Here is a 26,070-nt window from a genome sequence, read left to right as displayed (position 1 = left end):
TCCGCGATTTTTTCTTTTACTTTTTAGCACTTGCTTTATATGCTTTACCACAATTTTTTGACCTATAACAAACCCGCTCAAAATAAAACAAAAGAACTGGAATCAGAGTGTATACTCCAATGCCAGTTCTTATATTAGCTTCTCATTATTTATCTTTCTTACTAAGTCCCATTGTTTTGATGATTTCATCAGATAAGGCTTTGACACCAGAATACTCTAAATGAATACCATCATATGCGAAGTATTCAGGATGTCCTGCTGAACGTTTATACCAATCTACTAATTTAACGTTCTTATGTTCTTTTGCCGCTTCTTTCATCAATTGGTTAACGTGTCCTTCATAAGAACGCGGTACACGTGTATTAACTAAATAAATGTCTGCTTTACCAAATGATGCGATAACATCATCTAATTGTTCTTTATTGAAATCGCCATTCGTACCTAATTCAATAATGACTTGATCACCTTTTTTATTGTAGTGACTGTAATTTTGTTGAATTAATGGTTTCGCTTGATACATATTACGTCCAACCTTACCATCAATCACTGAATGCGGCACTTGTTCTTTAAAGCGTTCGCCGATATCAACCATGACTGAGTCACCGATTAATAACGGTTTCACCTTATTATAAACGTCGACTTGTTCTTCTTGTTCCTTACCGCCGCCATTGCCTAAGAAATCAATTTTGCCATACGGTACTGGTCGTACCACATACTTATCAATCGCATTTGTATTGAATTGTGTTGCTTTATCCGCTGTTTTATCTTTACCGTAATGATCAAATACACCCGCTAAGATCACTGCAAACGGAATCGCAATGACAAGTAATGCAAGCCAATGTACAAACGTGCGTTTCGCTTTCGTTTTAAATGACAACATTTTAAAGCCTTGTTTTCTAAACGGAGTTTCAACAAAACGATAAGAAACTTCAGCCATAATAAATGTTAAAACAACATCTACAACATAAACCCATACTGGAATTTGCCCTTCTACAAAATGGCGATGCAATAACACGATAATTGGGAAATGCCATAAATATAAACTATATGAACGTTGCCCGATATAGACAAATAACGGGTTGCCCATAAATCGTGCGATTAAACCAGTTGGATGTACAACACTCGCAATTAAGAAGAGTGTAATACCTGAAATTAAGTAGAAACCGCCATTATAGATCCAATAGCTTTGGTCTTCTACCACTACAAATAATGTCAATAAAATGGCTAATGAGATAAGCCCCATGAAATCCACTGACATGCGTACCGCTATTGGCGGATCTTTTCTCAAACGGTTCGGCGGCCATAAGAATGCTAAAATGACACCGAGTAATAAGGTTTGTAAACGTGTGTCTGTACCGAAGTACACACGAGAAAAGTTCATGCCAGGATGTGTAATGAGTACCATTGCTAATAATGAAGCTAAAGAGATAATCCAAAATATCAATACAATTTGTTTGTGTTTCTTCACTTTAGACAGTAGTAAAATCAGCACTAAAGGAAAGAATACATAGAATTGTTCTTCAATCGCAAGTGACCATAAATGTTTTAATGGTTCAAATGAAAATTGGTCGAAGTAATTGACATCTTTAGCGATATACCACCAGTTAGAGACGTAAAAGATCGCCGCAATCGCATCTTGCTTAACGCGAAGAATCTCATCTCGCTGGAATAACAATGTGAATATCGTCGTTACACTGACCACAAACAACATTGCTGGAATTAAACGTTTAATACGTCTATACCAAAATCGCTTTAAACTAATTGTTCCTGTTTGGTGATGTTCTATTAATAAGAGACTTGTGATTAAATATCCTGAAATAACAAAGAACGTATCTACACCAAGAAATCCGCCTGATAACCATTGTTTATTTAAGTGATAGATAAGGATACCGAGCACTGCGATTGCTCTCAATCCATCTAAACCAGGCATGTAATTCATTTTTTTAGGTTTTGCAGGTGATGCATTGTTCTGTGTTGAACTGCGTTTCAAATTAGTCATGCATATACCTTTCTTTCTGATTTAAGATTTTGCGTAGTTCCTTTGTGCTCTATATGTATGTGACAGAACACGTGAGTGTCATAATTACCAATTGTAATATTAATGTAATAATCTTGCAATATCAAGATATTTTATAGTTCTTTGAATTATTCGTTTATTTAGCATAAGTCGTACAACCAATTTGTAACAATTTTGTGAACATACACAATCAAAACAAAAAACGACTTATTGTCTTCAGCTATGTTCAACACGCTTTAAACAAATAAGTCGTTCTTATCATTAAAATGATGTAGCTTAGCTCACGCCTAAAGCGATTTTCGCATAACGTGACATCATGTCTTTATTCCATGGCGGATTCCAAACAACATTCACTTCAGTATCTTGAATTTCTGGAATTTCTGCAAGCGCCATTTTGATTTGTTCAATAATTTGCGGTCCTAAAGGACAACCCATTGATGTTAATGTCATCTCTACTTTACATAAACCATCGTCTTCAAGATTGACTTTATATACTAAACCTAAGTTGACAATATCAATGCCGAGCTCAGGGTCGATTACGTTCTCTAATGCACCTAAGATATTATCTTTTAATGCTTCATCCATTTTATTCACCTCTTTTATGCAATTATGGTTATTATCAATATATCAAATATCCGACAAAACTCCAATAAAATGCTATTATAGGAATACATTCACAAAAAATTGAATGAGCCTATTTATAGACAATGTTTCATATAAGGATATTGTGTAGTCTTTTCTACTCAATTCATCCATTTCATGCGTTCAAACGCATTATGTTTTAACTATCAACTTAAGCACAAGGAGATTATACTATGGAACCTTATTTAATTTGTTTAGATTTAGACGGAACATTATTAAATGACGAAAAAGAGATTTCACCTTATACATTTAAAGTTTTACAAACATTAAAAGAACAGGGTCACCATATCATGATTGCGACAGGCAGACCTTTCAGAGCCAGCCGTCCTTATTATGAGCAATTAGGCTTAGACACACCGATTGTCAATTTTAATGGTGCCTATGTGCATAATCCGACAGATGCAAATTTCCCTGTCACACACGAAACATTAGAGCCGGATTTAGCTTCCAGCATCATTGAAGCATTGCGTCATATGCAAGTTAAAAATATTATCGCTGAAGTGAAAGACCATGTCTTTATCGATACGTATGATGAACATTTGTTTGAAGGGTTCTCTATGGGTAATCCTAAAATAGAAACTGGAGATATCGTCAACCAACTCAAAGAATCACCGACCTCTATTTTAATCGAAGCGGAAGAACATATGATTCCAAGAGTGAAACAAATGTTGTCACGTTTCTTCGCAGAAAGTATCGAACATCGCCGCTGGGGCGCACCGTTTCCAGTTATAGAGATTGTTAAACGGGGTATAAGCAAAGCAAGAGGCATTGACAGCGTCAAAGACACACTGAATGTAGACCGTAATCATATTATCGCCTTTGGTGACGAAGATAACGATACAGAAATGATTAAGTACGCCAAACACGGTGTTGCGATGGACAATGGCCTAGAAGAACTTAAACACATTGCAAAAGAAACAACGTACTCTAACAACCAAGACGGTATCGGTCGTTATTTAAATGACTTTTTCAGTTTAAATATTCCTTATCAAGAAAATGCCAACGTGCATTCTTGTTAAATATAATGCTAATCAACTCAAGGTTTGCAAGTGTTTTAAAGCCCATTCATTATGACACTTTGTATCAACCTTGTTTTTTTATATCACAAACATGGAGGTTTTAACATGACACATATTATCATCGTCGGCGGTGTCGCTGGCGGCGCAACTGTCGCAAGTCAATTACGTCGTTTAAATTCAGAATATAAAATCACAGTCTATGAGAAAGACCGCGATGTCACATTTGCGAACTGTGGTTTGCCTTACTATTTAGGCGGTATTATTCCTGAACGTGATCAATTACTTAATTACACACCTGAAGGCTTAAAGAATAAAAAAGATATTGATGCACATGTCTATCACGAGGTTACACACGTTGACCCAGCAAATAATACAGTAACCGTTAAAAATAGAGAGACTGGCGAAACCTTCACAGACAGCTATGATAAATTAATTTTAAGCCCTGGCTGTCGTGCGAATACCCTCTCGCTTGATACCGATATGGCCTTTACATTACGCAACCTAGAAGATACGGATGCGATTGAAAACTATATTAAACAAAACAGTGTTAAAAAAGTGTTGATTGTCGGTGCAGGTTATATTTCATTAGAAGTCCTAGAAAACTTACATCAACATGGTTTAGAAACGGTATTGATTCATCGCTCAGATAAAGTCAACAAATTAATGGATCAAGATATGAACCAAGTTATCTTTGATGAAATGGATGCACGTCATATTGAGTATCGTCTTAATGAAGAGATTGAAGCGGTCAAAGGCAAAACTATCCACTTCAAATCAGGTAAACAAGAAGATTTCGATATGATCATTGAAGGACTTGGTATTGTCCCTAACAACGAAGCCTTTAAAGATACAGATATTAAATTAGATGATGACGGCTATGTTCCTGTAAACCCATACTTCCAAACGAACTTTGAAGACATCTATGCGATTGGCGACATTGCCTCATACTATTATCGTCACGTTGATTTACCGACACGTGTACCGTTAGCTTGGGGCGCACATCGTGCCGCTAGCATCGTGTCACAACATATCGCTTTAAACAGTGCACCGCCGTTTAAAGGCTTCCTAGGCGCTAATGCGGTGAAATTCTTTGACTATACACTCACAAGCGTCGGCATCTCACCAGATGAGCTGAAACACTTTAATTATGGCATGTCAGAAAATGAACAATACAACCATGCCGGCTACTTCCCTGGTGCTGAACGCGTTCATTTACGCGTCTACTTTGATAAAGACACACGTCGCATCTTAAGAGCCGCTGCGGTCGGTAAAGCAGGTGCTGATAAACGAATTGATGTGCTTTCAATGGCCATGCAAAACAATATGACGATTGATGACTTAACAGAATTTGAACCTGCTTATGCACCACCTTACAGTTCACCAAAAGACATTATCAATATGGTAGGCTATAAAGCACAATCAAAATAAGACGAATATATGTCTGCATTCATAAAACTGTCATGAATACACAAATAAAATCACAATAATTATAATCATTATAATTTAGCAGTAGAGATATGTTATCATTAATATGGAATACTGAAGAAATGGGGAAATTACATGTTACATTTACACATTTTCAGCTGGGTCATCGGGATTATTTTATTTATCGCAGCTTATTTCAGTTTTAAATCACCCGGTGCACCTAAGAAAGCTTACAAACCGTTGCATATGGCATTACGTTTGTTCTTAGTATTGATCTTATTCAGCGGTATTTGGCAAATCGTTGTAGAATTTGCGACTGCGACAGGCAGTGCACACATGTTACTCACATTAAAAATGATTTGTGGTATCGCAGTAGTCGCATTAATGGAAACAACATTAATCCGCAAAGAACGTTCAGTTTCACACACAGGTTTATTCTGGGGTACAATCGTCCTAATCATCGTCACAATGGCATTAGGTATCATCTTACCAGAAGGACCAATCTCCAGCCTATTCGGCATTGGTAACTAATTGTTAGTTAAGCTCGTCACAATGTGTGATGAGCTTTTTTTACTGCTTAAATTAAACTTTCAGCTGCATTCTATTGATGCACATTAGTACTTCACTGATTGAAATCAAAAAGCCCGCGTTGAAACTAAAAAGTTTCGACCCGGGCTTTCCCTTATTCTTTTACCTTTTCATACCATTAATACATGTTTATGTTAATCAGTGATTATTCGTCTTCTTTAGCGATAAAGTTAGTTAACGTACCGATGTTATCGATTGTAACTTTCACTTCATCTCCAGGTTGTAAATATTGAGGTGGATTCATACCTGCCCCAACACCTGATGGTGTACCTGTCGCAATAATATCACCAGGATGTAATGCGACAAACTTAGAAATTTCTGCGATAAGCTCATCAATTTTAAGAATCATTTGGCTTGTATTGCCGTCTTGACGAATTTCATTGTTAACTTTCGTTACGATGTTCACGTCTTCTGGTGTTGGTAACTCATCTTTCGTTACGATATATGGACCCATTGGGCAGCCGCCTGTTAAGCTTTTAGATAAAAAGGCTTGGTCTTGTTGGCGTTGTGCTGTACGGTCAGTGATATCATTGATGATTGTATAACCATAGACATAGTCTAAAGCTAAACCTTTAGGAATTTTTTCTCCTGCTTTACCAATTACAACACCTAATTCACCTTCATAATCCAGTGTATCTGTAATATCTTTATGGTTAGGAATTGTCGCTTCATCACCAGTTAAAGATGATGCTGCTTTAGTGAATACATAAAGGCGTTCTACACTATGATTTAATTCATCCGCATGTTCTTTATAGTTGCGTCCGAATGCGATCACATTGTTTGGCGGAGTCACAGGCGGTAAAAATTCAAGGTCCGAAAATTGTACTTTATAATCGTCTGAATTTGGACTATCTGTTGCTGCGACAACTGCTTTACGCACTTGCTCTTGGAAATCTAATGTATGGTTTTGTTCTAAACCTTCTAATAAAGTCTTAGGATGGAAATCGCCTTCACCGAAATCAGCAAAAACTTTTCTTAAATCCCAAGCTGCTTCTTCACGTTTTACTTTAACACCATACGATGTTTCATCATTATATTTGAATGATAAAAATTTCATTCAATATCAGCTCCTCATCTCAATCTTAACTTACATTATAACTGTATTTTCAGAAAAATAACAAATATTTAATAAACACATCCAAATATAGGGAGTGATAATATGAAAATATAAACTAAATGCTTATTTCTCTTAATTATCTCTACCCTGTCTATTTGGAATTAATGATTTGGATCATCTAATTTCAATTCGCCATATTGGAAGAAATACAGAGAGCCTTTGACTTTCGTATTTAAAATCGTTTCAAGCGCCGCTTGATAATAGTACATCTGCACCTTATAACGTGCTTTTAATTGCTCACCAATTTCCTCTTCTGTTACACCTTTTCTTTGGTTAAAGGCATCTGTTTTATAATCGACAAAATAATATTGCCCATCTTTTGAATAAATTAAGTCAATCATCCCTTGGATAATAGATACTTCCTCATTTTGATTCATTTCATGATCCACTTTACCTTGGTTAACCACAAATGGGACTTCACGCATGATTTGATCACTCTGCGCAATCGTCATATAAAGCTCACTATTGATAAAGTCCATTACTTCTTTCATACGAATATCTGGTTTGGCATCATCTTCAATAATGTTTTTGTCTATCAAATCATCAAGATAATGATCTAACTCATTTTCAGTCAGACGTTCTGTTTTAAACGGCAAATGCTGTATGACCGTATGCATCAAAGTTCCGACTTCATTGGCTTTACGCTTTTGGTGCTGACGTAAAAATTTCGGACGTTCATAAGTCGCCGCCCCTAAACGGTATTGACGGACACGTTCATAACTTGTCCCACTTTCTTCTGTTTCTAATTGACGTTTCAATTCAGATACAGATTGCTTCGTGGGTTTCACCATATCCTTTTGGTATGGATATTCAAATGCGAGTTGTTGTTCAATTTGATGTGTGACTTCTGGTTGATGTGATTGGTAATGAACAATATCTGAAACAGTACGATACGCTTCTTTAGCTTCTTCTGTCTCTTCAGGTCTAATGTCACCATAATTTTCGATGTGTATTTCTACTTTAGGTTGAAGCGGTAAAGCTAAATCTGAGACATCTAGTTCAAACTTCAAATCATTGGTAATCCCATTCGATTGATATTTCGCATAGATAGGATAAATCAATTCAAAAGGCGTTTTAGCACTCAAACGATAGCTGACAGGCAACTTATCTCCAGCTATCGCTGTGTTGACCATTTTATCTAGTGCGTCTTCACTCTTCACACGTCCAATTAAGAATAATTGTTCTTTTGCTCTGGTTAATGCTACATACATTAAACGCATTTCTTCTGAAATAATCTCATTTTCATTGATGGCTTTAAGCGTCAATGAAGCTAGAGATGGGAATGTGACATCTAAATCGGTGTCGAAATACGTCAAGCCTAAGCCATATTTTTGGTTTAAAATGACAGGCTGACTCAAATCTTGCTTGTTGAACTGTTTGCTTAGTCCAGAATAAATCACAAATGGGAATTCTAACCCCTTACTTGAGTGGATGGTCATCATACGTACTACATCATCATTCGGTCCAACGACATTCTCTTCACCAAAGTCTTGACCTCTATCCATTAATTCATCGATAAAGCGAATGAATTGGAAAAGTCCTCTAAAGCTGGACTTCTCAAACTCTACAGCTTTATTGAATAAACCATAAAGATTGGCACGTCTGCCTTTACCGCCAATTAAACCGCTGAAATATTGAATCACAAAGCGGTCATTATAGAAACGGTCAATCAATTGATAAACAGGATGCTTTAAACTGAAGTCTTGATAAAAGGCTAAATCATTCAAGAAGTCTTGTAGTTTTTGAACTAAACTTTCATCCGCTTCTTCACTATTCATATAATGTTGAATCGATTGATAGAAGTAATCATCATTCGGACTTACAATACGAATACTTGCCAACTCATCTTCCGTAAATTGATAGATTACTGAACGCATGAGGCCGACTAAGTAGATGTCTTGAAGCGGATTATCTACCGTTCTTAAGAAAGAAAGCACCAGCCGAACTTCAGTTTGTTCAAAGTATCCTTCTTTACTATTCACGTGAAATGGGAGATCTCGGTCTTTAAACACTTGCTGTAACGCACGAGAACGACTATAACCACGTTCTAAAATGACAATATCTTTATATGTTGGTTTACGATAAGTCTTCGTCTTAATATCGTAAACTTCATGATGATTTAATATCGTTTCCACTTGATCTGCGATATATTCCGCTTCTTGTTCGTCACCTGTTAGTTCAGACTCCGCTTCTTCCACTAACACATTCAAATGCAGCGGATGTGGTTTTTCATCAAACGGTGCACCAAAATAAAGTTGCGCTGCTTCATCATAAACAATCTCACCTACTGCTTCATCCATCATATGCTTAAATAAATAGTTAGTCGTTGAAAGCACTTCAGGTCTAGAACGGAAGTTTTGTGATAAATCGATGCGCATGCCAGTACTGCCGTCACTGTTAAATCGATTGTATTTCTCAATAAACAAACTTGGATCTGCTTGTCTGAATTTATAAATAGACTGCTTCACGTCGCCCACCATAAAGAGATTACCATTCGTTTCGTCGCCACGTTTTAAACAACTTAAAATCTGTTCTTGCACACGGTTTGTATCTTGATATTCATCGACTAAAATTTCATCGAAGCGATCACGGTAATGGTGTGCTATTTCAGTTGGATTGCCTGATTCATCCATTAAAATTTGCAACGCAAAATGTTCATAGTCAGAGAAGTCTAAGATATTACGACTGCGTTTTTTTACACTGAATTGTTCAATCACATCTTGTGTAACATGCGCTAACACTGAAACCCTAGGTGCCAATGTCTGCATATCTGCTTTTAAATCATCAGCTGAACGTGAGAAATAATCTTGTTTGACTTTCTCAACTGCTTTTTTATAATCATCATAATACGATTTAGCTAACTTCAGACCTGCTTCAAAACCTTCATTGGCTGCTTTAATAGCTTTTGTAATCGATGGAAATCTTTTCGGTAATTGATGTTCACTGATTAATTCAGTATTCAACATATCGCCTTCCATCGCTCGTGCTAAGAAAGCACGTTCACCTTCAATAACTTCTAAATGTTTTTCAACACCTGCGAATTCATGATATAAGTCATAACTCTTATTTAAGTTTTCAAATGCGGTCTGCATATAGACTTTCGCAATATTGGTTAATAAAGCTAGATAATCTTCTTGAATCTCAGTATTTTCATAGGGTTCTACTAAGGAAGATAACCATGCCATAGGTTGTGGATTCGCAACTGAGAAATAATACAGGTTCTTAATGATTTTTCGGAACTTATCATCACTTCTATCTGAAGATAAATGTTCAGTTAAATCAATAAAGGCTGGATCTAGCGCATCATAATAGTGTTCCAATACTTCATCAATGGTTTGTTCTAAAAGTAAGATATTTTCAGCTTCACTGCTCGTTCTGAAATTAGGGTCAATTTCTAAGACATCATAATGTTGTTGAATAAGTTTCAAACAAAAACTATGCAACGTGGAAATTTGAGCTTGGTGAATCTTCACACGTTGATTTTTCAAGTGAGTATTACTTGGGTCTTCAAGTGAAGCTTGTTGAATACGTTGTTCTACTCTGTGCTTCATCTCACGTGCACTTAAATTCGTAAACGTCACAACTAATAAACGATCGACATCGATTTCATCACGTAAGATACGTTGAATGATTCGTTCAACCAGTACAGCCGTTTTACCAGAACCCGCTGCAGCAGCTACTAAAGTATCTTGACCTTTAGCATAAATACTTTTCCATTGTCCATCTGTCCATATCACATCATTCGGCTTTTCTGGTATCATGCGTCATCCTCCTCTTCTTCTGATGTTTGCTTTAATAATTCAATCGGGTTAATCGTTTCATCAACTGTACGATAGCGTTTACTATCAATCATACCGTCTACATGGCAAACTGAGCGATAATTACAAAATTGACATGGCAATTTCTGGTCAAATTTCATCGGTGCCACTTCAGTATGGCCATCCATAATATCCGACGCAATTTGTATGAAGTTCTGTTTATTATGTGCTATAAATTGATAAATCGTATCTGTATCTGCGACCGGGTTGCTTTTACCTAATGCCCCGCTCTTCAACATATTTAACGGCACAATATCAGAAGTGAATTGCGGTTCTATACGCAAGTCTTCTGCCTCAATCACATCTGGATCATTATTAACTAATCCGCTTAATTTAAAGGATTTCAACAATTCTTTTTGACGTTTATCCTCATCAATATCAGCCCAATTTGAGAACTTAACACGTGGCTCATGCACATGGAAATAAAGTAACCCGCCTGGTTCTGTTTGTGCTGCTAAATTTAATCTTTCTTTATTTTGAAGCACAACATCCATGTACGTCATCATCTGCATCTGCAAGCCATAATATACTTTAGTTAAATCTAATTCTGAGCTGCCTTTAGAAGATTTATAGTCAATAATGTTCACAAAGCTGCGATCTTGATGCGTATACGTATCAATACGGTCTATTTGACCCCGAATATTAATTGGTATTCCTTGTGTAGTATATAATGCTTCTGCTTCAAGTTGATCTGCATTTTTAGGCTTTCTTCTAAATGACTTCTCAAAGGCTTGCGGTCTGAATTTAGAGAAACTGCCTTGATATTTCAACGCTGTCAGCGTTGATTGAACAATGGCACCAATACGTTGTGACATATAACGATAGTGCGCTGTAGAATTCAATAAGTTATATTGTACCGTCGGCAAGATTTGTTCTAGGGCTTCTGTAGTTAATTTGTGTATTTGTGCGTTAGTTAAATTTCTAAAGTCACCTTGAATTTTATCCGCTATATATTTTAATACCGCGTGGAAAATATCCCCTAAATCAAAGTTTTCCAGTTTATATTTAGTACGCTCATTTAAACGCAGCCCATGTGATGTATAGTGTTTGAATGGACAATTTTGATACCCTTCAAAACGTGACACACTGGCATTGATCGTTGAACCATATAATGCTTTGGTTTGTGTTTCACTTAACTGAACGGTTTTATTATCATAAGTTAATGCAGATGTCAGGTAATTTAAGCCTCGTTTAAGTTTGTCGTGATGCATCATTGCTTGATAAGCATCTAACCAAGAATCTGCAGTTAATTCATGATGCAGCCAACTTTGCAGTGCTTCAAACAAGTTGATTTTGGTTTGATGCGGATGTTCCATTAAGGTCAATGGATTTTGTTGCGCAGTAAAGGCAATATTTTGCACTTCTGAATTTGTGTATAAATCCTTGATCGTTTGAATAAATGGACTCGCTTCTTTTTCATCATTATTTAAGCCCATTAAGCTATATGAGAACGTCACATAAGTCGTTGCACGTGTCATCGCAATATAACACACAAAGGCTTCATCCATTTGTAAGACATCTGCCGTAGGACTTAATTCCAGTTGTGTTTCTTCTTGGAAATACTTCTTCTCTTCATCGCTGATTAAGCTGGAATTAGAAATCGCTTGTGGCATAATTCCGTCATTCATTCCAACGATATAAACATGTTTTTTATTATCTACTTTCGCTAAATCCATTGTACCGATAGACACTTGGTCTAAGGTTTGTGGTATCATCACAAATTCTAATTGTTCTAAACCAACATCAAACAATTCTAAGAAGCGTTTTTGTGTCATCTCAGTTTCACCAAAGACTGTCGCAAGATCATCCAATGTTTGGATTAAACCATTCCAGACTTGATCTAGCTCTTCAGCTTCTTGATGCTTCCCTGCTAAATCTAATTCATCACGCTCAGTCATTAATTGACTCGGTAAATTGAAAGTTTCACATACTTTATAGAAGGCAGCCGCATATTCCACCGCAGTATTCGCTTCACTTAGGGCTTGTTCAAACTTTAGAATATGACGCATCACAAAATCTTTTAACTCAATAACACGGCGATACGTCTCTTCTGTTTCTTCTGTCATCGGTTGACGCTTTAAGCCCATTTGATTAAATTGTTCGATTTTAAAATAACTGTCGTCTATCCAGCGTTTACCGTAAATCCCTCTTTCTAAGACAAAGTTTTCTAGAATATCTGTCAAATAACGACTGTCTTCATATTTACGTGTCAGTACTTGGGTTTTGAATAAACGCATCAAAGGTTCGAAATTCCAATTTGTTTCAATGACTTCAATCAATGAACGCAGCATCTCCATCACTGGATGATGTGTCATAGATTGTTTCGTATCAATGTTGAATGGAATATCATATTCAGGCATAACACTTTCCATCAGATGTGCGTATGCTTCATCACGGTAGAGAATGGCGACGTCTTGGAAGCGGATATTTTCTTCACGTGCTTTACGAATAATATCTCGCGCGATTGCGTTCACTTCTTCACGCACATTGGACGCTTCTAAAATATTGACATAGCCTTGGTTCGGTTGGTTGTTGACTTGAAGCGCATCAAATTGTGTTTCAAGTTGGTTTAAGTCTGAATTGTCGAAGCGGTATTGTGTCGTAAATAAACGTTGGTTTAAGTTCATGTTTAATTGATCAGCAATATCTTCTAAATGCGTTAATACTGACGATGTCTTTCTGAATAAACTGAATGGGTCTCTATTACCGTCAGTCGTTAACAAGACATTGACTGATTTGGCATGTTTCACTAAAGTTTCTATCATTAAATATTCAAGTGTTGAGAAGTTATGGAAACCGTCTATGTAAATTTCAGCACGTTTGAGCCACTCAGAGTTTTCCATACATTCTACAAACTTATAAAGCATGTCTTCTGAAGAAACAAAGTTGCCTTTTAAGCGTTCTTCTAATTGGTGATAAACTAACGCAATATCATGCAGCTTATCTTGTGTTCTTGGTTGCAGTTGATTTTCAGCGATAAATCGATCTAATTGATCAGCTGTGACCGCATATTTTTTAAAGTCTTGGATTTGTTCAGTCAATTTAGAACTGAAGCCATAGTACTTCACTTGTGATTGATATAAATTTAATGCTTTACGCTGGTCTTGTAAAATATCAAAGACCATCATTTCCATAGCACCTTTTGATACATAATCTTCTGTCAGACCGCCGATTTCTTGAAAGATTCTATGACTGAGTCGTTCAAAGTGAAGCACTTCAGCACGTAAACTCCCATTTAATTCAGTGTCTTTCACAAAATCTTGTTCGATTTGGAAAGTACTTTGTGTCGGCGCAATAATAATAATCGGGTCACCTAAAGGGTCTTGTTTCATTTTTTGTTTAATTTCGTTTAACATCGCATAGGATTTTCCAGTCCCAGCGCGACCAATATATGCGTTAAATTCAGTCACTTTTCTCACCTCTTTGTCACTTATTTTAGCACATATGTTCTCATAGTTTCGTGCTTCTTCCCTTATAAATACAAAAAGAGTTGATACCTTTAAATGAAAGGATCAACTCTTTTTATATTGCTATATTAATTTTGAGCTGGATTGAAGTTTACTTTAAATGCGGTAAACGGCCAGTAACGCAAGCTGACTTTACCAACAACTTGTTCTTCTTTAATTAAACCGAATGAACGGCTGTCTTTACTTACTTCACGATTATCCCCAAGTACGAGTAATTTGCCTTTAGGGATTTTATTTGTGCCATCTGAATTCGGTAAGTTTTTAACTTGAAGCGTACCTGTGATTTCATCATACGTTTTATGTTTCTCATTGTAATCTAAGTACGGTTCTTTTACTTTCTTACCATTCACATATAATACATCATGTTTGTATTCTACACTGTCCCCAGGTGTTCCGATGACACGTTTTACATAGTCACTGTTTTTATCGGCATGGAACACAATCACATTGCCTTTATCCAGTCCGCCCATTTTAAAGCCGATGACATTGACGATTACTTTTTCACCGTCTTTCAATGTTGGAAACATTGAGTCCCCACGTACGGTATATGATTTTGCGACAAAGTTATAAATAAGTGCGATTAACACTAACGCTATGGCTATCGCGATAATCCACTCTTTCAGTTCTTTTTTCACTGTATAAACACCTCAATTATTCATTAAATGAAATTTTGAAATCTCGCCATGGATAATATCTTAAGACCACTGTACCGATAATGTCTTTTTGATGTATCATTCCAAATTTCCTTGAATCATTTAAATCTGAACGATCATCATTCAATACCAGAAAGTGTTTAGGCGCTAAGATATCTCCTTCTGAATGTTTAATATTGCGTAATGCTAAAGATTGAATAGGATGTTGTATCGGATAACTTTCATGAACAAGTTGGTCATCTCGATACAATTGACCTGCTTTTATTTCGACAGATTCACCGGGAGTCCCAATGACTCGTCCAAAATAGAAACGTCCTTGATGACGATACATGATGATATCACGATTATGTATTTGGTTGAAAGTCGTTTGTACTTTACTGACCAAAATACGATCATTTTGATGCAATGCTGGTGCCATCTGATTAGAATGTACCACTGCACCGATTAAGATAAAAGCTTGAATCAACATTACAATAATAATCGCAATTATCAAGGAAAGCAAATATTTTACAATTTTCCTCACGATTTTACTCCTTCATTTCGATGCAACTCTTCTTCATAAGTTATCATCTACAATTACTCCTATTATATAAGGAATCGGTGTACTTTGAAACTAAAAAAGAGCTCTCATATTACTTATCAGCAATATGAGAGCTCTATATATCTACTTTAGAATTATAAACGTTCTTCTAATTCTTGTTTTTTATCTTCATAACCTGGTTTACCAAGTAATGCGAACATATTTTGTTTATATGCTTCTACACCTGGTTGGTTGAATGGGTTTACGCCTAATTGGTAACCGCTCATCGCACAAGCTAATTCGAAGAAGTATACTAAATAACCGAAAGTTTCTGGGTCAATGCTTGGTACTTTAACGACTAAGTTTGGTACTTCGCCATCAGTATGTGCAAGTAATGTACCTTCAAAGGCTTTCGTATTTACTTCATCAATTGTTTTACCAGCAAGGTAGTTCAAGCCATCTAAATCATCCGCATCTTCTTCGATTGTAATATCGAATTTAGGATTTTCAACTTTAACCACTGTTTCAAATAAGAAACGACGACCTTCTTGTACGTATTGGCCTAATGAATGTAAATCAGTTGTGTAGTTGGCACTTGAAGGATAGATACCTTTGAAGTCTTTACCTTCAGATTCACCATATAATTGTTTCCACCATTCATTGAAGTATTGTAATGATGGTTCATAGTTGATCAACATTTCAGTTGTATAGCCTTTAGCGTATAAGATATTACGTAATGTCGCATATTGGTAAGCAATGTTTTCAGATAAGTCATCTGATTTCAATTCTTCACGTGCTTTTGCTGCACCGTCCATCATTGCTTGAATATCAATACCTGCAGCAGCGATTGGTAATAAACCTACTGCTGTTAATACTGAATAACGACCGCCGACATCATCAGGTACAACGAATGTTTCGTAACCTTCATTTGTCGCTAATTGTTTTAATGCACCTTTAGCTTTATCTGTTGTCGCAAAGATACGTGATTTTGCTTCTTCTTTGCCATATTTATCTTCTAATAACTGTTTAAAGAGTCTGAAAGCAACAGCCGGTTCAGTTGTAGTACCTGATTTAGAAATGACGTTGACTGAATAATCTTTACCGTCAAGATATTCAATTAAATCATGTAAGTACGATGATGATAAGTGATTGCCTGCAAATACGATTTCAGGGTATTCATCACTTGTTCTGAATGCTGAACTTAACATTTCAATTGCAGCACGCGCACCTAAATAAGAACCGCCGATACCAACGACAACTAATACATCAGAATGTTCTTTGATGCGTTTAGCTGCTTCTAAGATACGAGAAAATTCTTCTTTATCGTAATCTACTGGTAAGTCTAACCATCCTAAAAAGTCGTTGCCTGCGCCTGTGCCTTCATGAATAACGCGGTGAATTGTTTTTACGATTTCTTGTTGTTGTGATAATTCGTGTTCGCCAACGAATTTTAAAGCTTTACTATAGTCTAGCTCAATATGTGTCATTTGAACTGCCTCCTGCTTATTAATTTCACTCATATTTTACTAAATTTCTGATAATACAATCAATAAAACTGTCTATGAAATTGAAAGACTCACCTTAATTGTGAAAAAATCGCCATTTTTTATGATTTCCTGGGAAATAAAGCGTTGAACAGCCTATCGTTTCTATGAATTTTGCATATATTTGGAACAAGCCTTGCTGTGACGGGGTATAAATGAGTGAGATTTCATATTTTTGTATATTTATGTAAAATAATGGTTTATTTCTCATCTTCAATCTGCTATGATAATAACATGTTAAAAAATTCAAACTATTCTAACGAGGTGTAAAGATTATGAAGGATAAAATCGTATTAGCCTATTCAGGCGGATTAGATACAAGTGTGGCAGTTAAGTGGCTGATCGATAAAGGCTACGATGTAGTTGCTTGTTGTTTAGATGTCGGCGAAGGAAAAGATTTAGATCAAGTTTATCAAAAAGCATTAGATATGGGCGCAGTTGAATGCTATATCATTGATGCGACTAAAGAGTTCAGTGAAGACTATGTTGCTTATGCAATTAAAGGTAATTTAATGTATGAAAATACTTACCCAGTTGTTTCCGCATTATCTCGTCCTTTAATTTCTAAAAAACTAGTTGAAATTGCTGAAAAAACAGAGGCTGTAGGAATTGCACATGGCTGTACTGGTAAAGGTAACGACCAAGTACGTTTTGAAGTAGCCATCAAAGCGTTGAACCCTAAATTGAAAGTATTTGCACCGGTACGTTCATGGGGTTGGAGTCGTGAGGAAGAAATTGATTATGCTATCAAAAATAATATTCCAGTACCTATCAACCATGACTCTCCTTACTCTATTGACCAAAACTTATGGGGCCGTGCCAATGAATGCGGTATTTTAGAAGATCCTTATGCAGCACCACCTGCTGATGCATTTGATTTAACTCGAGAAATCGAAGATACACCAGATACACCTGATGAAATCGTTTTGAAGTTTGAAAAAGGAATTCCAGTAGAAATCGATGGAAAAGCATATCCATTAGATGATTTAATTCTTTACTTAAACGACTTAGCAGGCAAACATGGTATCGGACGAATTGACCATGTTGAAAACAGATTAGTCGGTATTAAATCACGTGAAGTCTACGAAACACCAGGCGCTGAAGTAATCCTTAAAGCACATAAAGCTTTAGAAACGATTACACTTACGAAAGATGTTGCACACTTCAAACCTGTTATCGAAAAACAATTTGCAGAACAAACTTACAATGGTTTATGGTTCTCACCTTTAACTGATTCATTAAAAGCATTCATTGATTCAACACAATCACTAGTCACAGGTGAAGTACGTGTGAAATTATTTAAAGGCAATGCTGTTGTTAATGGTAGAAAATCACCATATTCTCTATACAATAAAGAACTTGCAACTTATACAAAAGAAGATGCCTTCAACCAAGAAGCAGCTGTAGGATTCATTGAAATTTACGGTTTACCGACAGAAGTTAATTCTATGTTGCATGGAGGTTATTCACATGAGTAAAAAAGCCTGGGGCGGTCGCTTCCAAGCTGAACCTGAAGCATGGGTAGATGCATTTAATGCTTCTATCCATTTCGACCACCTATTAATAGATGAAGATATTCAAGGAAGTATTGCACATGCGACGATGCTTGCACAACAAGGCATCCTTACTTCTGAAGAAAGCGACACCATTATTAAGGGACTCCAGGATATCCAACAAGACTACCATGAAGGTAACGTTGAATTCACAGAAGCATTAGAAGATATTCATTTAAATATTGAACATGAATTGATTGAACGTATCGGCCCAGTCGGCGGTAAACTCCATACAGGCCGCAGCCGTAATGACCAAGTCGCAACAGACATGCATCTCTATACAAAGAAAGCAGTCAAAGAAATTATTGCTTTAATTCATTCCTTACAAGAGACTATTGTCTCACTTGCTGATAAACATGTAGATACTATTATGCCAGGTTATACACATCTGCAACGCGCACAACCTATATCATTTGCGCATCACGTCATGACTTATTTCTGGATGCTTGAACGTGATAAAGCACGTTTCAATGATGCATTAAAACGTATCGATATCAATCCATTAGGTGCTGCTGCACTCAGTGGTACAACCCACCCGATTGATCGTAAGAAAACACAAGAATTACTTGATTTTGCATCGCTCTATGAAAACAGTTTAGATGCTGTGAGTGATCGTGATTATATCGTTGAAACATTAAATGCCATTTCGCTAGTAATGATTCATTTATCACGATTCTCTGAAGAGATTATTTTCTGGTCTACAGATGAGGCAAAATTCATCACTTTATCAGATGCCTTTTCAACTGGTTCATCGATTATGCCACAGAAAAAGAACCCAGATATGGCAGAATTGATTCGTGGTAAAACAGGCCGTACAACAGGCCACTTAGTCAGCATGTTGATGACTTTAAAAGGCTTGCCATTAGCCTACAATAAAGACATGCAAGAAGATAAAGAAGGTTTATTTGATGCCGTGCATACCGTCACAGGTTCGTTACGTATCTTTGAAGGCATGCTGGCTACATTGACTGTCAATACAGACCGTCTCAATGAAACCGTGCACAAAGACTTCTCAAACGCTACAGAGCTTGCAGATTATTTAGTGGAAAAAGATATTCCATTCAGAGAAGCACATGCCATCGTTGGTCAAATCGTTTACTGGTGTATCCAGCACGATTGTTATTTACTTGATGTACCGCTTGAAAAATATCAAGAATTCTCATCAACGATCGATAAAACCATTTACAGTTATCTTAAACCTGAAAATTGCCTGAAACGCAGAAAAAGTTATGGCTCAACAGGACAAGATTCTGTACGTCATCAAATAGAAGTCGCAAAAGCGTTATTATAATCAGTAAGCCATAATCTGAATTGCTCAGATTATGGCTTTTCTCTATTTTGTAAAAAACCCCTTTTTACTTATACGTATTACCGTACTCACTCATTCTTTCCACATACAAAAAGACCCTACCAGTTTTGACTGATAAGGTCTTCTTTACAATATGAATGATAAGCTTAAGCCCATCCACGGTAACGCGCTGCTTCTGCAGTACGTTTAATACCGATAATGTAAGCTGCTAAACGCATATCGATTTTACGATTTTGCGCTAATTCATAAATATCATTGAATGCTGTGATTAATTTGTCACGCATTTTTTCGTTAACTTCATCTTCTGTCCAATAGTAACCTTGGTTATTTTGAACCCATTCGAAGTAAGATACCGTTACACCGCCGGCACTAGCAAGTACGTCTGGTACTAATAAGACACCGCGTTCGTGTAAGATACGTGTTGCTTCTAATGTCGTTGGTCCATTGGCTGCTTCTACTAAGATATCCGCTTTGATGTTTGGTGCGTTATCTTTTGTAATTTGGTTTTCAATTGCAGCTGGAATTAAGATGTCGCAATCTAATTCAAATAATTCTTTGTTAGAAATTGTTTCTTCAAATAAGTTTGTTACAGTACCGAAACTGTCTCTACGGTCTAATAGATAATCGATATCTAAACCTTCTGGATCAGATAATGCACCGTATGCATCTGAGATACCGACAATCTTAGCACCTTTATCAAATAAGAATTTAGCTAAGAAACTACCTGCGTTACCAAAACCTTGAATTACAATTTTTGCCCCGTTTAAATCAAGGTTTTTAAGTTTAGCCGCTTGTTCAATCGCAATAACTACCCCTAATGCTGTTGAACGGTCGCGTCCTTCAGAACCGCCAAGTACAATCGGTTTACCAGTGATAAATCCAGGTGAGTTGAATTTATCTAATGCACTGTACTCATCCATCATCCAAGCCATGATTTGTGAGTTTGTCATTACGTCTGGTGCTGGAATATCTTTAGAAGGTCCAACAATTTGTGAAATTGCACGTACATAACCACGAGATAAACGTTCTACTTCATGAATACTCATTTCACGTGGGTCACAGATGATACCGCCTTTACCACCGCCGTATGGCAAGTCAACAATACCGCACTTCATAGTCATCCACATTGATAATGCTTTTACTTCATCTACGTTAACGTTCGGATGGAAACGAACGCCACCTTTAGTAGGTCCAACTGCATCATTATGTTGTGCACGGTAACCAGTGAAAGTTTTAACAGTGCCGTCATCCATTCTTACTGGAATACGTACTTCTAAAAATCTTAAAGGTTCTTTCACTAAATCATACATACCGTCATCAAAACCTAGTTTATGCAAAGCTTCTTTGATAATTTGTTGTGTCGATGCCACTAAATTATTGTTCTCAGTCATAATCCTTCTCGCCTCTTTTTCCTAACAATGATTTCGCTTTCATTTGTATTGTAACATAAGCGCTACCTTTTTAAAGGGTTTTCATTCCTTTTGTTACAACTTTTTGAACTTAGCTGAAAACCTTCTTAATTCTGCCTAATGCGTCATCAATTTCTTCTTTAGTAATGACTAATGGCGGCGCAAAACGGATCACTGTATCATGTGTTTCTTTACATAATAATCCTTCTTCTTTTAACGCTTCTGCGTACGGTCTTGCATTTTCATTTAATTCTAAACCGATGAATAAACCGCGTCCACGTACTTCTTTAATTGATGGATGATCAATCTTTCTTAATTCTTCTTGGAAATAATCACCGAGTTCTCTTGAGCGTTCCGCCAATTTTTCATCGACTAAGACATCTAATGCTGCAATAGATACTGCTGCTGCTAATGGATTACCACCGAATGTAGAACCGTGTGAACCTGGTGTAAAGACGTCTAAGACTTCATGGTCAGCTGCAACTGCTGAAATTGGCAATACGCCGCCACCAAGTGCTTTACCTAAAATATACACATCTGGTTTCACATCATCCCAGTCCGTTGCGAACATTTTACCTGAACGACCTAAACCAGATTGAATCTCATCTGCGATAAATAACACATTATGTTCGTCAGCAAGTTCACGAATCGCTTTCATATAGCCTTCAGGCGGCACGTTAATCCCCGCTTCACCTTGAATCGGTTCTACTAAAATCGCAGCTGTATTTTCATTAATCGCTGCTTTTAATGCATCAACATCACCGAAGTCTACTTTTTTGAACCCTTCTAATAAAGGACCATAGCCTCGTTGATATTCCGCTTCTGAAGATAATGATACAGGTGCCATTGTACGTCCATGGAAGTTGCCGTTAAACGCAATGATTTCCGCTTTGTCTGGGTCAATACCTTTTACTTCATAAGACCAGCGACGTGCAGCTTTCACTGCTGTTTCAACTGCCTCAGCCCCTGTGTTCATAGGTAAGATTTTTTCTTTTCCTGTTAACGCACTGACTTTTTCATACCAGTCCCCTAAATTATCACTATTGAATGCACGAGAAACGAGTGTCACTTTATCTGCTTGATCTTTTAGAGCTTGAATAATTTTAGGATGACGGTGACCTTGGTTGACTGCTGAATACGCAGCTAACATATCCATATATTTATTTCCTTCAGGGTCTGTTACCCAAATACCGTCTGCTTCAGAAATGACAATTGGAAGTGGTGTATAGTTGCGCGCCCCATAGTGTTCTGTTTTTTTGATAATATCTTCTGTTCTTGTCATAAATGATTCCTCCTCTAAATTGTTTTTTTCTTTTATTTTCTTATAGCATGTCACTCCATCGTATTATTTCAATACATTAAAATAATCTTGAAAAAAATCACATTATAGATATCGCACCCTGCGAATAGAGCTATAATGTGATTTGTGCTATTAACTTCAATCTAGTTTCGATTTGGTTATGCGTTTATAAATTATAGGTGCTCAGATACTGTACGACCTTGTAAGTGAAGGACTAAGTAGTCTGGGCCGCCTGCTTTAGAGTCTGTACCTGACATTTTGAAACCGCCGAATGGTTGATAACCTACGACTGCACCTGTACAACCACGGTTGAAGTAAAGGTTGCCGACCATGAAGTCGCGGCGTGCTTGTTCGAGTTTGAAGCGGTTATTAGAGATAACAGCACCTGTTAAGCCGTATTCAGTCGCATTCGCATATTCGATCGCTTGATCGAAATCTTTTGCTTTACTGAAACCAACGACAGGTCCGAAAATCTCTTCTTGCATAACACGGCTGTCATAAGCTAAGTCCGCAAATACTGTTGGATAGACAAAGTTTCCGACTTCATCGTCTACTTTGCCGCCAGTCACTAAACGACCTTCATCTTCGCCGACTTTCAAGTAGTTTTTGATTTTCTTCAATGCTTTTTCATCAATAACAGGTCCCATAAAGTTGTTGTAATCTGAAGCATCTCCGACTGTTAAAGCTTCAGTTGCTTTTTGAACACGTTCTAATAAGTCATCGTAAATATCTTCGACTGCGATAACACGTGAACATGCTGAACATTTTTGTCCAGAGAAACCGAATGCTGAGTAAACAATCGCATCTGTCGCAACATCTAAATCCGCTTCGCTATCTACCACAATCGTATCTTTACCGCCCATTTCTGCAATGACACGTTTCAAGTGATTTTGACCTTCTTGGATTTTAGACGCTTTTTGCATAATGCTTGTACCCACATTTTTAGAGCCTGTGAATGAAATTAAACCGACATCTTTGTTTTCTACTAAGAAGTCACCGATATCGCTAGAATCACCAGGAATCCAGTTAACAACCCCTTTAGGAAGTCCTGCTTCTTCTAACACTTCCATAAATTTATATGAAATAACCGGTGTGTTTGATGATGGTTTTAATAACACCGTATTACCTGTTACAACAGGTGCCACCGTTGTACCTGCCATAATCGCATATGCGAAGTTCCATGGAGAGATAACGACAGAAACCCCAATTGGTAAATAATCGAATTGGTTATATTCTCCAGGACGAGAATTCACAGGTTTGCCGTCTTTGAGTTCTAACATTTGACGTCCATAATATTCCATGAAGTCAATCGCTTCTGCAGTATCAGCATCTGCTTCTTTCCATGGTTTACCGCCTTCTTTAGTAAGCAATGCTGAGAATTCATGCTTACGACGACGAGTAATTGCTGCAGCTCTGAATAAAATATCTGCCCTTACTTCAGGTGCAACTGTGCGCCAAGTTTTAAATGCTTCTTTGGCAGCTTCTAATGCTTTTTCCGCTAATTCTTTATTCGCCTTAGAGACATAACCAATTGTCTCTTCTCTATTAGACGGGTTGAATGATCTTACTTTATCGTCTGTATAGATGCGTTCACCATTAATAATGAGCGGATACTCTTTACCTAAGTCTTGTTCGACTTGTTTGAGTGCTTTTTCATAAGCCTCTCTGTTCTCTGCTTTTTGGAAATCTGTAAATGGTTCATGTTTGTACGGAATCATTTTTAATCCCCCTTTGTTTAATATTAAAAATGGTATAAGAAAGCCCTTACATTTCTTATGATTACATAAATCCACAATGATGTAAAAGGAAAAATGCTTAAAATTACGAAAATTTAAAATAGTGTGATTGTGTCGCACTGTCATAGCACGATGCGTAAAGCATCATAAAAAAGACCACACGTCTATGACGTGCAGTCTGAATAAAGCATTATCTTAACATTTAATTTTATTTCATAGCATTTACAAATTAATGTTCACCTTTTTTAGGCAGTGGATAGAATCCTTTATCAAATTGCTTCCACAAGTTGGGTGGTAAATGATGTTGATCTTCACGAGTGTTGTCAAAGTAAGAAATAATGTCTTTTGTACGACCTTCTCTAATCTTTTCAACAAAGTTGGCATCTAATAAGATTTCACGACCTAACGCGATGAATTCCACACCAGTGTTTAATGCATCTAGTGCTTCATCTGCATTAAAGATAGAACCGATACCTACTAATGGAATTTTGTCGTCAATCCATTCGCGTATGAGTTGAATACGTGTTTGACCTTCATATGTCCCTTCTCTTGTCTTAGAATGAATATCCATCAACGAAGCATGCAGATAATCAAGCGGCTTTTCTGATAAATAACCCAGCAAGGTTTTCGTTTGTTCCATTTTGATACCGTCTGCTTCTGGATCTTCTGGAGAGAAACGATAACCGATAATAAAGTCTTTATCTCCATATTGACGGACAGTCTTCACGACTTCATCGACCACCGCAAGCGGATATTTATAAGGGTCCCCCCACGCGTCTTCTCTGCGATTATAGTGACGTGAAACGAATTGATGGATTAAATAATGATTGGCACCATGAATTTCTACACCATCGAAACCTGCTTCAATCACACGACGTGTCGCTTCACCGTATGCTTTAATTGTGTATTCTATTTCTTCAGGTGTGATTTCACGCGCATCATGTTCTTCTTGTTGACCGAAACTCTTCAAGGAAATAGGACTTGGCGCAACTACATCTCCATTAGGAGTTAAGTTCGGTAAAGATTGTGCGCCGGCATGGTGAATTTGTACGAGTGCTTTGGCGCCATTTTTCTTCATCACATCCGCAAGTTGTTTTAATCCTTCTATATCTGAGTCATGTGCCACTGAAGGCTGACCTGGGAACCCTTTACCAATATCAGTCACATTACTTGCTGCACTGATACTTATTCCAACATCTTTAGAGCGTATTTCCATATGTTTCAATTCATCCTCTGAGATCGTACCATCTTCGTTTGAAGAAATATGTGTCAGAGGTGCGAGCACAAAACGATTTCTGATTTCTACACCATTTGGCAAGGTATATGGTTCAAACAATGGTTCATATTTCTTGTCCATCTGAACGTGCCTCCTCATTTATCTTTGTGCATTCATTTTAAAGCACCATCGATTGATTTAAAAAAGAATCCGCTCATACAAAATTAAAAGCCAACCTGCCACATGCTTTCCATGTCGTAGGTTGACCTTTATATCAGATTAAAGTTTATTCTCTCTAATCATTTTCTTAGACTGCGCAATCCAAACCGGTAAACGTTCTTCTAATGTTTGAAACCCGTATTTTTCATTTTCTTTGATCTCATCCAAAACAGATTTTTTCTCTTTTTTACGTTCATAATTTTTAAAGTAGTCATTATCTTTCAATGACAAATTGAGTTTACCTTCTTCATCTATAGACAATATCTTGGCTTTGACAATTTGCCCTTCAGATAAGAACCGATTTAAATTATGGACATAATCATTCATGATTTCTGAGATATGAATGAGCCCTTCAGTGTTGTCAGGGGTTTCTACAAATGCGCCATAAGGTTGAATACCAGTCACTTTAACTTTTACGTGTTGTCCTGATTTATAGTGATTATTCAACTTAATAACCCCTTAATTTCGTATTATTTCTAACAATAACATCATAGCATAAATTAAAGAGGCTCACTAAC

Annotated in this window: 18 protein-coding genes; 5 read left to right on the top strand and 13 right to left on the bottom strand. The window is 36.9% G+C overall.

Annotation, left to right across the window (positions count from 1 at the left end; translation table 11 throughout):
* Nucleotides 1–145 precede the first annotated feature (145 nt).
* Both ACFCT9_RS00340 and ACFCT9_RS00335 read right to left on the bottom strand, forming a co-directional pair.
* Nucleotides 146–1,999: an acyltransferase family protein gene (locus ACFCT9_RS00340; RefSeq protein ID WP_412519881.1), complete on the bottom strand. Its 1,854-nt coding sequence runs from the start codon at nt 1,997–1,999 to the stop codon at nt 146–148.
* Between the two features lie 294 nt (nt 2,000–2,293).
* On the bottom strand, nt 2,294–2,602 hold the full coding sequence (locus ACFCT9_RS00335) for a metal-sulfur cluster assembly factor (RefSeq protein WP_002481879.1): 309 nt from the start codon (nt 2,600–2,602) through the stop codon (nt 2,294–2,296).
* 230 nt (nt 2,603–2,832) lie between these two features.
* On the opposite strand from ACFCT9_RS00335, the gene ACFCT9_RS00330 reads away from it, so the two are divergent.
* From ACFCT9_RS00330 to ACFCT9_RS00320, 3 genes are all read left to right on the top strand, one after another.
* On the top strand, nt 2,833–3,678 hold the full coding sequence (locus ACFCT9_RS00330) for a Cof-type HAD-IIB family hydrolase (protein ID WP_412519878.1): 846 nt from the start codon (nt 2,833–2,835) through the stop codon (nt 3,676–3,678).
* 105 nt (nt 3,679–3,783) lie between these two features.
* The gene (locus ACFCT9_RS00325; RefSeq protein WP_412519876.1) at nt 3,784–5,106 is read left to right on the top strand and encodes a CoA-disulfide reductase; all 1,323 of its coding nucleotides are present in this window, start codon (nt 3,784–3,786) and stop codon (nt 5,104–5,106) included.
* A gap of 132 nt (nt 5,107–5,238) precedes the next feature.
* On the top strand, nt 5,239–5,634 hold the full coding sequence (locus ACFCT9_RS00320) for a YisL family protein (protein WP_412519875.1): 396 nt from the start codon (nt 5,239–5,241) through the stop codon (nt 5,632–5,634).
* A 202-nt stretch (nt 5,635–5,836) separates the two neighbouring features.
* Here ACFCT9_RS00320 and ACFCT9_RS00315 read toward each other — a convergent pair whose 3' ends face one another.
* The 6 genes from ACFCT9_RS00315 to ACFCT9_RS00290 all read right to left on the bottom strand — a co-directional run bounded on the left by ACFCT9_RS00315 (nt 5,837) and on the right by ACFCT9_RS00290 (nt 16,753).
* A complete protein-coding gene (locus tag ACFCT9_RS00315; protein WP_412519874.1) occupies nt 5,837–6,748 on the bottom strand; it encodes a fumarylacetoacetate hydrolase family protein in 912 nt (303 codons plus the stop codon).
* 161 nt (nt 6,749–6,909) lie between these two features.
* Nucleotides 6,910–10,569 (bottom strand): helicase-exonuclease AddAB subunit AddA, encoded by a 3,660-nt coding sequence (gene addA / locus ACFCT9_RS00310; protein WP_412519873.1) that lies wholly within the window; start codon nt 10,567–10,569, stop codon nt 6,910–6,912.
* Nucleotides 10,566–13,982 carry a helicase-exonuclease AddAB subunit AddB gene (gene addB / locus ACFCT9_RS00305; protein WP_412521691.1) on the bottom strand — a complete coding sequence of 1,139 codons (3,417 nt, stop codon included), beginning with the start codon at nt 13,980–13,982 and terminating at the stop codon, nt 10,566–10,568. The genes addA and addB overlap by 4 nt, the downstream gene beginning before the upstream one ends.
* 179 nt (nt 13,983–14,161) lie before the next feature.
* Nucleotides 14,162–14,728 (bottom strand): signal peptidase I, encoded by a 567-nt coding sequence (gene lepB, locus ACFCT9_RS00300; RefSeq protein WP_412519871.1) that lies wholly within the window; start codon nt 14,726–14,728, stop codon nt 14,162–14,164.
* Between the two features lie 16 nt (nt 14,729–14,744).
* The gene (gene lepB / locus ACFCT9_RS00295) at nt 14,745–15,269 is read right to left on the bottom strand and encodes a signal peptidase I (protein WP_412519870.1); all 525 of its coding nucleotides are present in this window, start codon (nt 15,267–15,269) and stop codon (nt 14,745–14,747) included.
* A gap of 152 nt (nt 15,270–15,421) precedes the next feature.
* Nucleotides 15,422–16,753 carry a glucose-6-phosphate isomerase gene (locus ACFCT9_RS00290; RefSeq protein ID WP_412519868.1) on the bottom strand — a complete coding sequence of 444 codons (1,332 nt, stop codon included), beginning with the start codon at nt 16,751–16,753 and terminating at the stop codon, nt 15,422–15,424.
* Between the two features lie 332 nt (nt 16,754–17,085).
* Here ACFCT9_RS00290 and ACFCT9_RS00285 point away from each other — a divergent pair, with 332 nt between their 5' ends.
* Entirely contained in the window at nt 17,086–18,288 is a 1,203-nt protein-coding gene (locus ACFCT9_RS00285; RefSeq protein ID WP_412519866.1) for an argininosuccinate synthase, read from the top strand.
* Nucleotides 18,281–19,654 carry an argininosuccinate lyase gene (gene argH, locus ACFCT9_RS00280; protein ID WP_412519864.1) on the top strand — a complete coding sequence of 458 codons (1,374 nt, stop codon included), beginning with the start codon at nt 18,281–18,283 and terminating at the stop codon, nt 19,652–19,654. Before ACFCT9_RS00285 ends, argH begins: the two co-directional genes overlap by 8 nt.
* Nucleotides 19,655–19,818: 164 nt before the next feature.
* Here argH and ACFCT9_RS00275 read toward each other — a convergent pair whose 3' ends face one another.
* From ACFCT9_RS00275 to ygs, 5 genes are all read right to left on the bottom strand, one after another.
* Nucleotides 19,819–21,063, bottom strand: coding sequence for a Glu/Leu/Phe/Val family dehydrogenase (locus ACFCT9_RS00275; RefSeq protein ID WP_412519862.1), 1,245 nt, complete (start codon nt 21,061–21,063; stop codon nt 19,819–19,821).
* A 109-nt stretch (nt 21,064–21,172) separates the two neighbouring features.
* Entirely contained in the window at nt 21,173–22,363 is a 1,191-nt protein-coding gene (locus tag ACFCT9_RS00270; RefSeq protein ID WP_412519860.1) for an ornithine--oxo-acid transaminase, read from the bottom strand.
* Nucleotides 22,364–22,554: 191 nt separating this feature from the next.
* A complete protein-coding gene (pruA, locus tag ACFCT9_RS00265) occupies nt 22,555–24,099 on the bottom strand; it encodes an L-glutamate gamma-semialdehyde dehydrogenase (RefSeq protein WP_412519858.1) in 1,545 nt (514 codons plus the stop codon).
* 247 nt (nt 24,100–24,346) lie between these two features.
* Nucleotides 24,347–25,474 carry an NADH-dependent flavin oxidoreductase gene (locus ACFCT9_RS00260; RefSeq protein ID WP_412519856.1) on the bottom strand — a complete coding sequence of 376 codons (1,128 nt, stop codon included), beginning with the start codon at nt 25,472–25,474 and terminating at the stop codon, nt 24,347–24,349.
* A gap of 138 nt (nt 25,475–25,612) precedes the next feature.
* On the bottom strand, nt 25,613–25,999 hold the full coding sequence (gene ygs, locus ACFCT9_RS00255; protein ID WP_107584145.1) for a S1 domain-containing post-transcriptional regulator Ygs: 387 nt from the start codon (nt 25,997–25,999) through the stop codon (nt 25,613–25,615).
* Between the last annotated feature and the right edge of the window lie 71 nt (nt 26,000–26,070).

It is taken from the genome of Staphylococcus simulans (genome assembly GCF_047037175.1).
Lineage (GTDB): Bacteria > Bacillota > Bacilli > Staphylococcales > Staphylococcaceae > Staphylococcus > Staphylococcus simulans_C.
This window is presented reverse-complemented; position numbering and strand designations above follow the sequence as displayed.

Excerpts from the sequence above, each read along its gene's own strand:
- ACFCT9_RS00285 (WP_412519866.1), top strand. The coding sequence starts at position 17,086 with ATGAAGGATAAAATCGTATTAGCCTATTCAGGCGGATTAGATACAAGT.
- ACFCT9_RS00315 (WP_412519874.1), bottom strand. The coding sequence starts at position 6,748 with ATGAAATTTTTATCATTCAAATATAATGATGAAACATCGTATGGTGTT.
- ACFCT9_RS00270 (WP_412519860.1), bottom strand. The coding sequence starts at position 22,363 with ATGACAAGAACAGAAGATATTATCAAAAAAACAGAACACTATGGGGCG.
- ACFCT9_RS00325 (WP_412519876.1), top strand. The coding sequence starts at position 3,784 with ATGACACATATTATCATCGTCGGCGGTGTCGCTGGCGGCGCAACTGTC.
- pruA (WP_412519858.1), bottom strand. The coding sequence starts at position 24,099 with ATGATTCCGTACAAACATGAACCATTTACAGATTTCCAAAAAGCAGAG.
- addA (WP_412519873.1), bottom strand. The coding sequence starts at position 10,569 with ATGATACCAGAAAAGCCGAATGATGTGATATGGACAGATGGACAATGG.
- addB (WP_412521691.1), bottom strand. The coding sequence starts at position 13,982 with ATGTTAAACGAAATTAAACAAAAAATGAAACAAGACCCTTTAGGTGAC.
- ACFCT9_RS00320 (WP_412519875.1), top strand. The coding sequence starts at position 5,239 with ATGTTACATTTACACATTTTCAGCTGGGTCATCGGGATTATTTTATTT.
- ACFCT9_RS00275 (WP_412519862.1), bottom strand. The coding sequence starts at position 21,063 with ATGACTGAGAACAATAATTTAGTGGCATCGACACAACAAATTATCAAA.
- ACFCT9_RS00290 (WP_412519868.1), bottom strand. The coding sequence starts at position 16,753 with ATGACACATATTGAGCTAGACTATAGTAAAGCTTTAAAATTCGTTGGC.
- ACFCT9_RS00340 (WP_412519881.1), bottom strand. The coding sequence starts at position 1,999 with ATGACTAATTTGAAACGCAGTTCAACACAGAACAATGCATCACCTGCA.
- ACFCT9_RS00335 (WP_002481879.1), bottom strand. The coding sequence starts at position 2,602 with ATGGATGAAGCATTAAAAGATAATATCTTAGGTGCATTAGAGAACGTA.
- ACFCT9_RS00260 (WP_412519856.1), bottom strand. The coding sequence starts at position 25,474 with ATGGACAAGAAATATGAACCATTGTTTGAACCATATACCTTGCCAAAT.
- ACFCT9_RS00330 (WP_412519878.1), top strand. The coding sequence starts at position 2,833 with ATGGAACCTTATTTAATTTGTTTAGATTTAGACGGAACATTATTAAAT.
- argH (WP_412519864.1), top strand. The coding sequence starts at position 18,281 with ATGAGTAAAAAAGCCTGGGGCGGTCGCTTCCAAGCTGAACCTGAAGCA.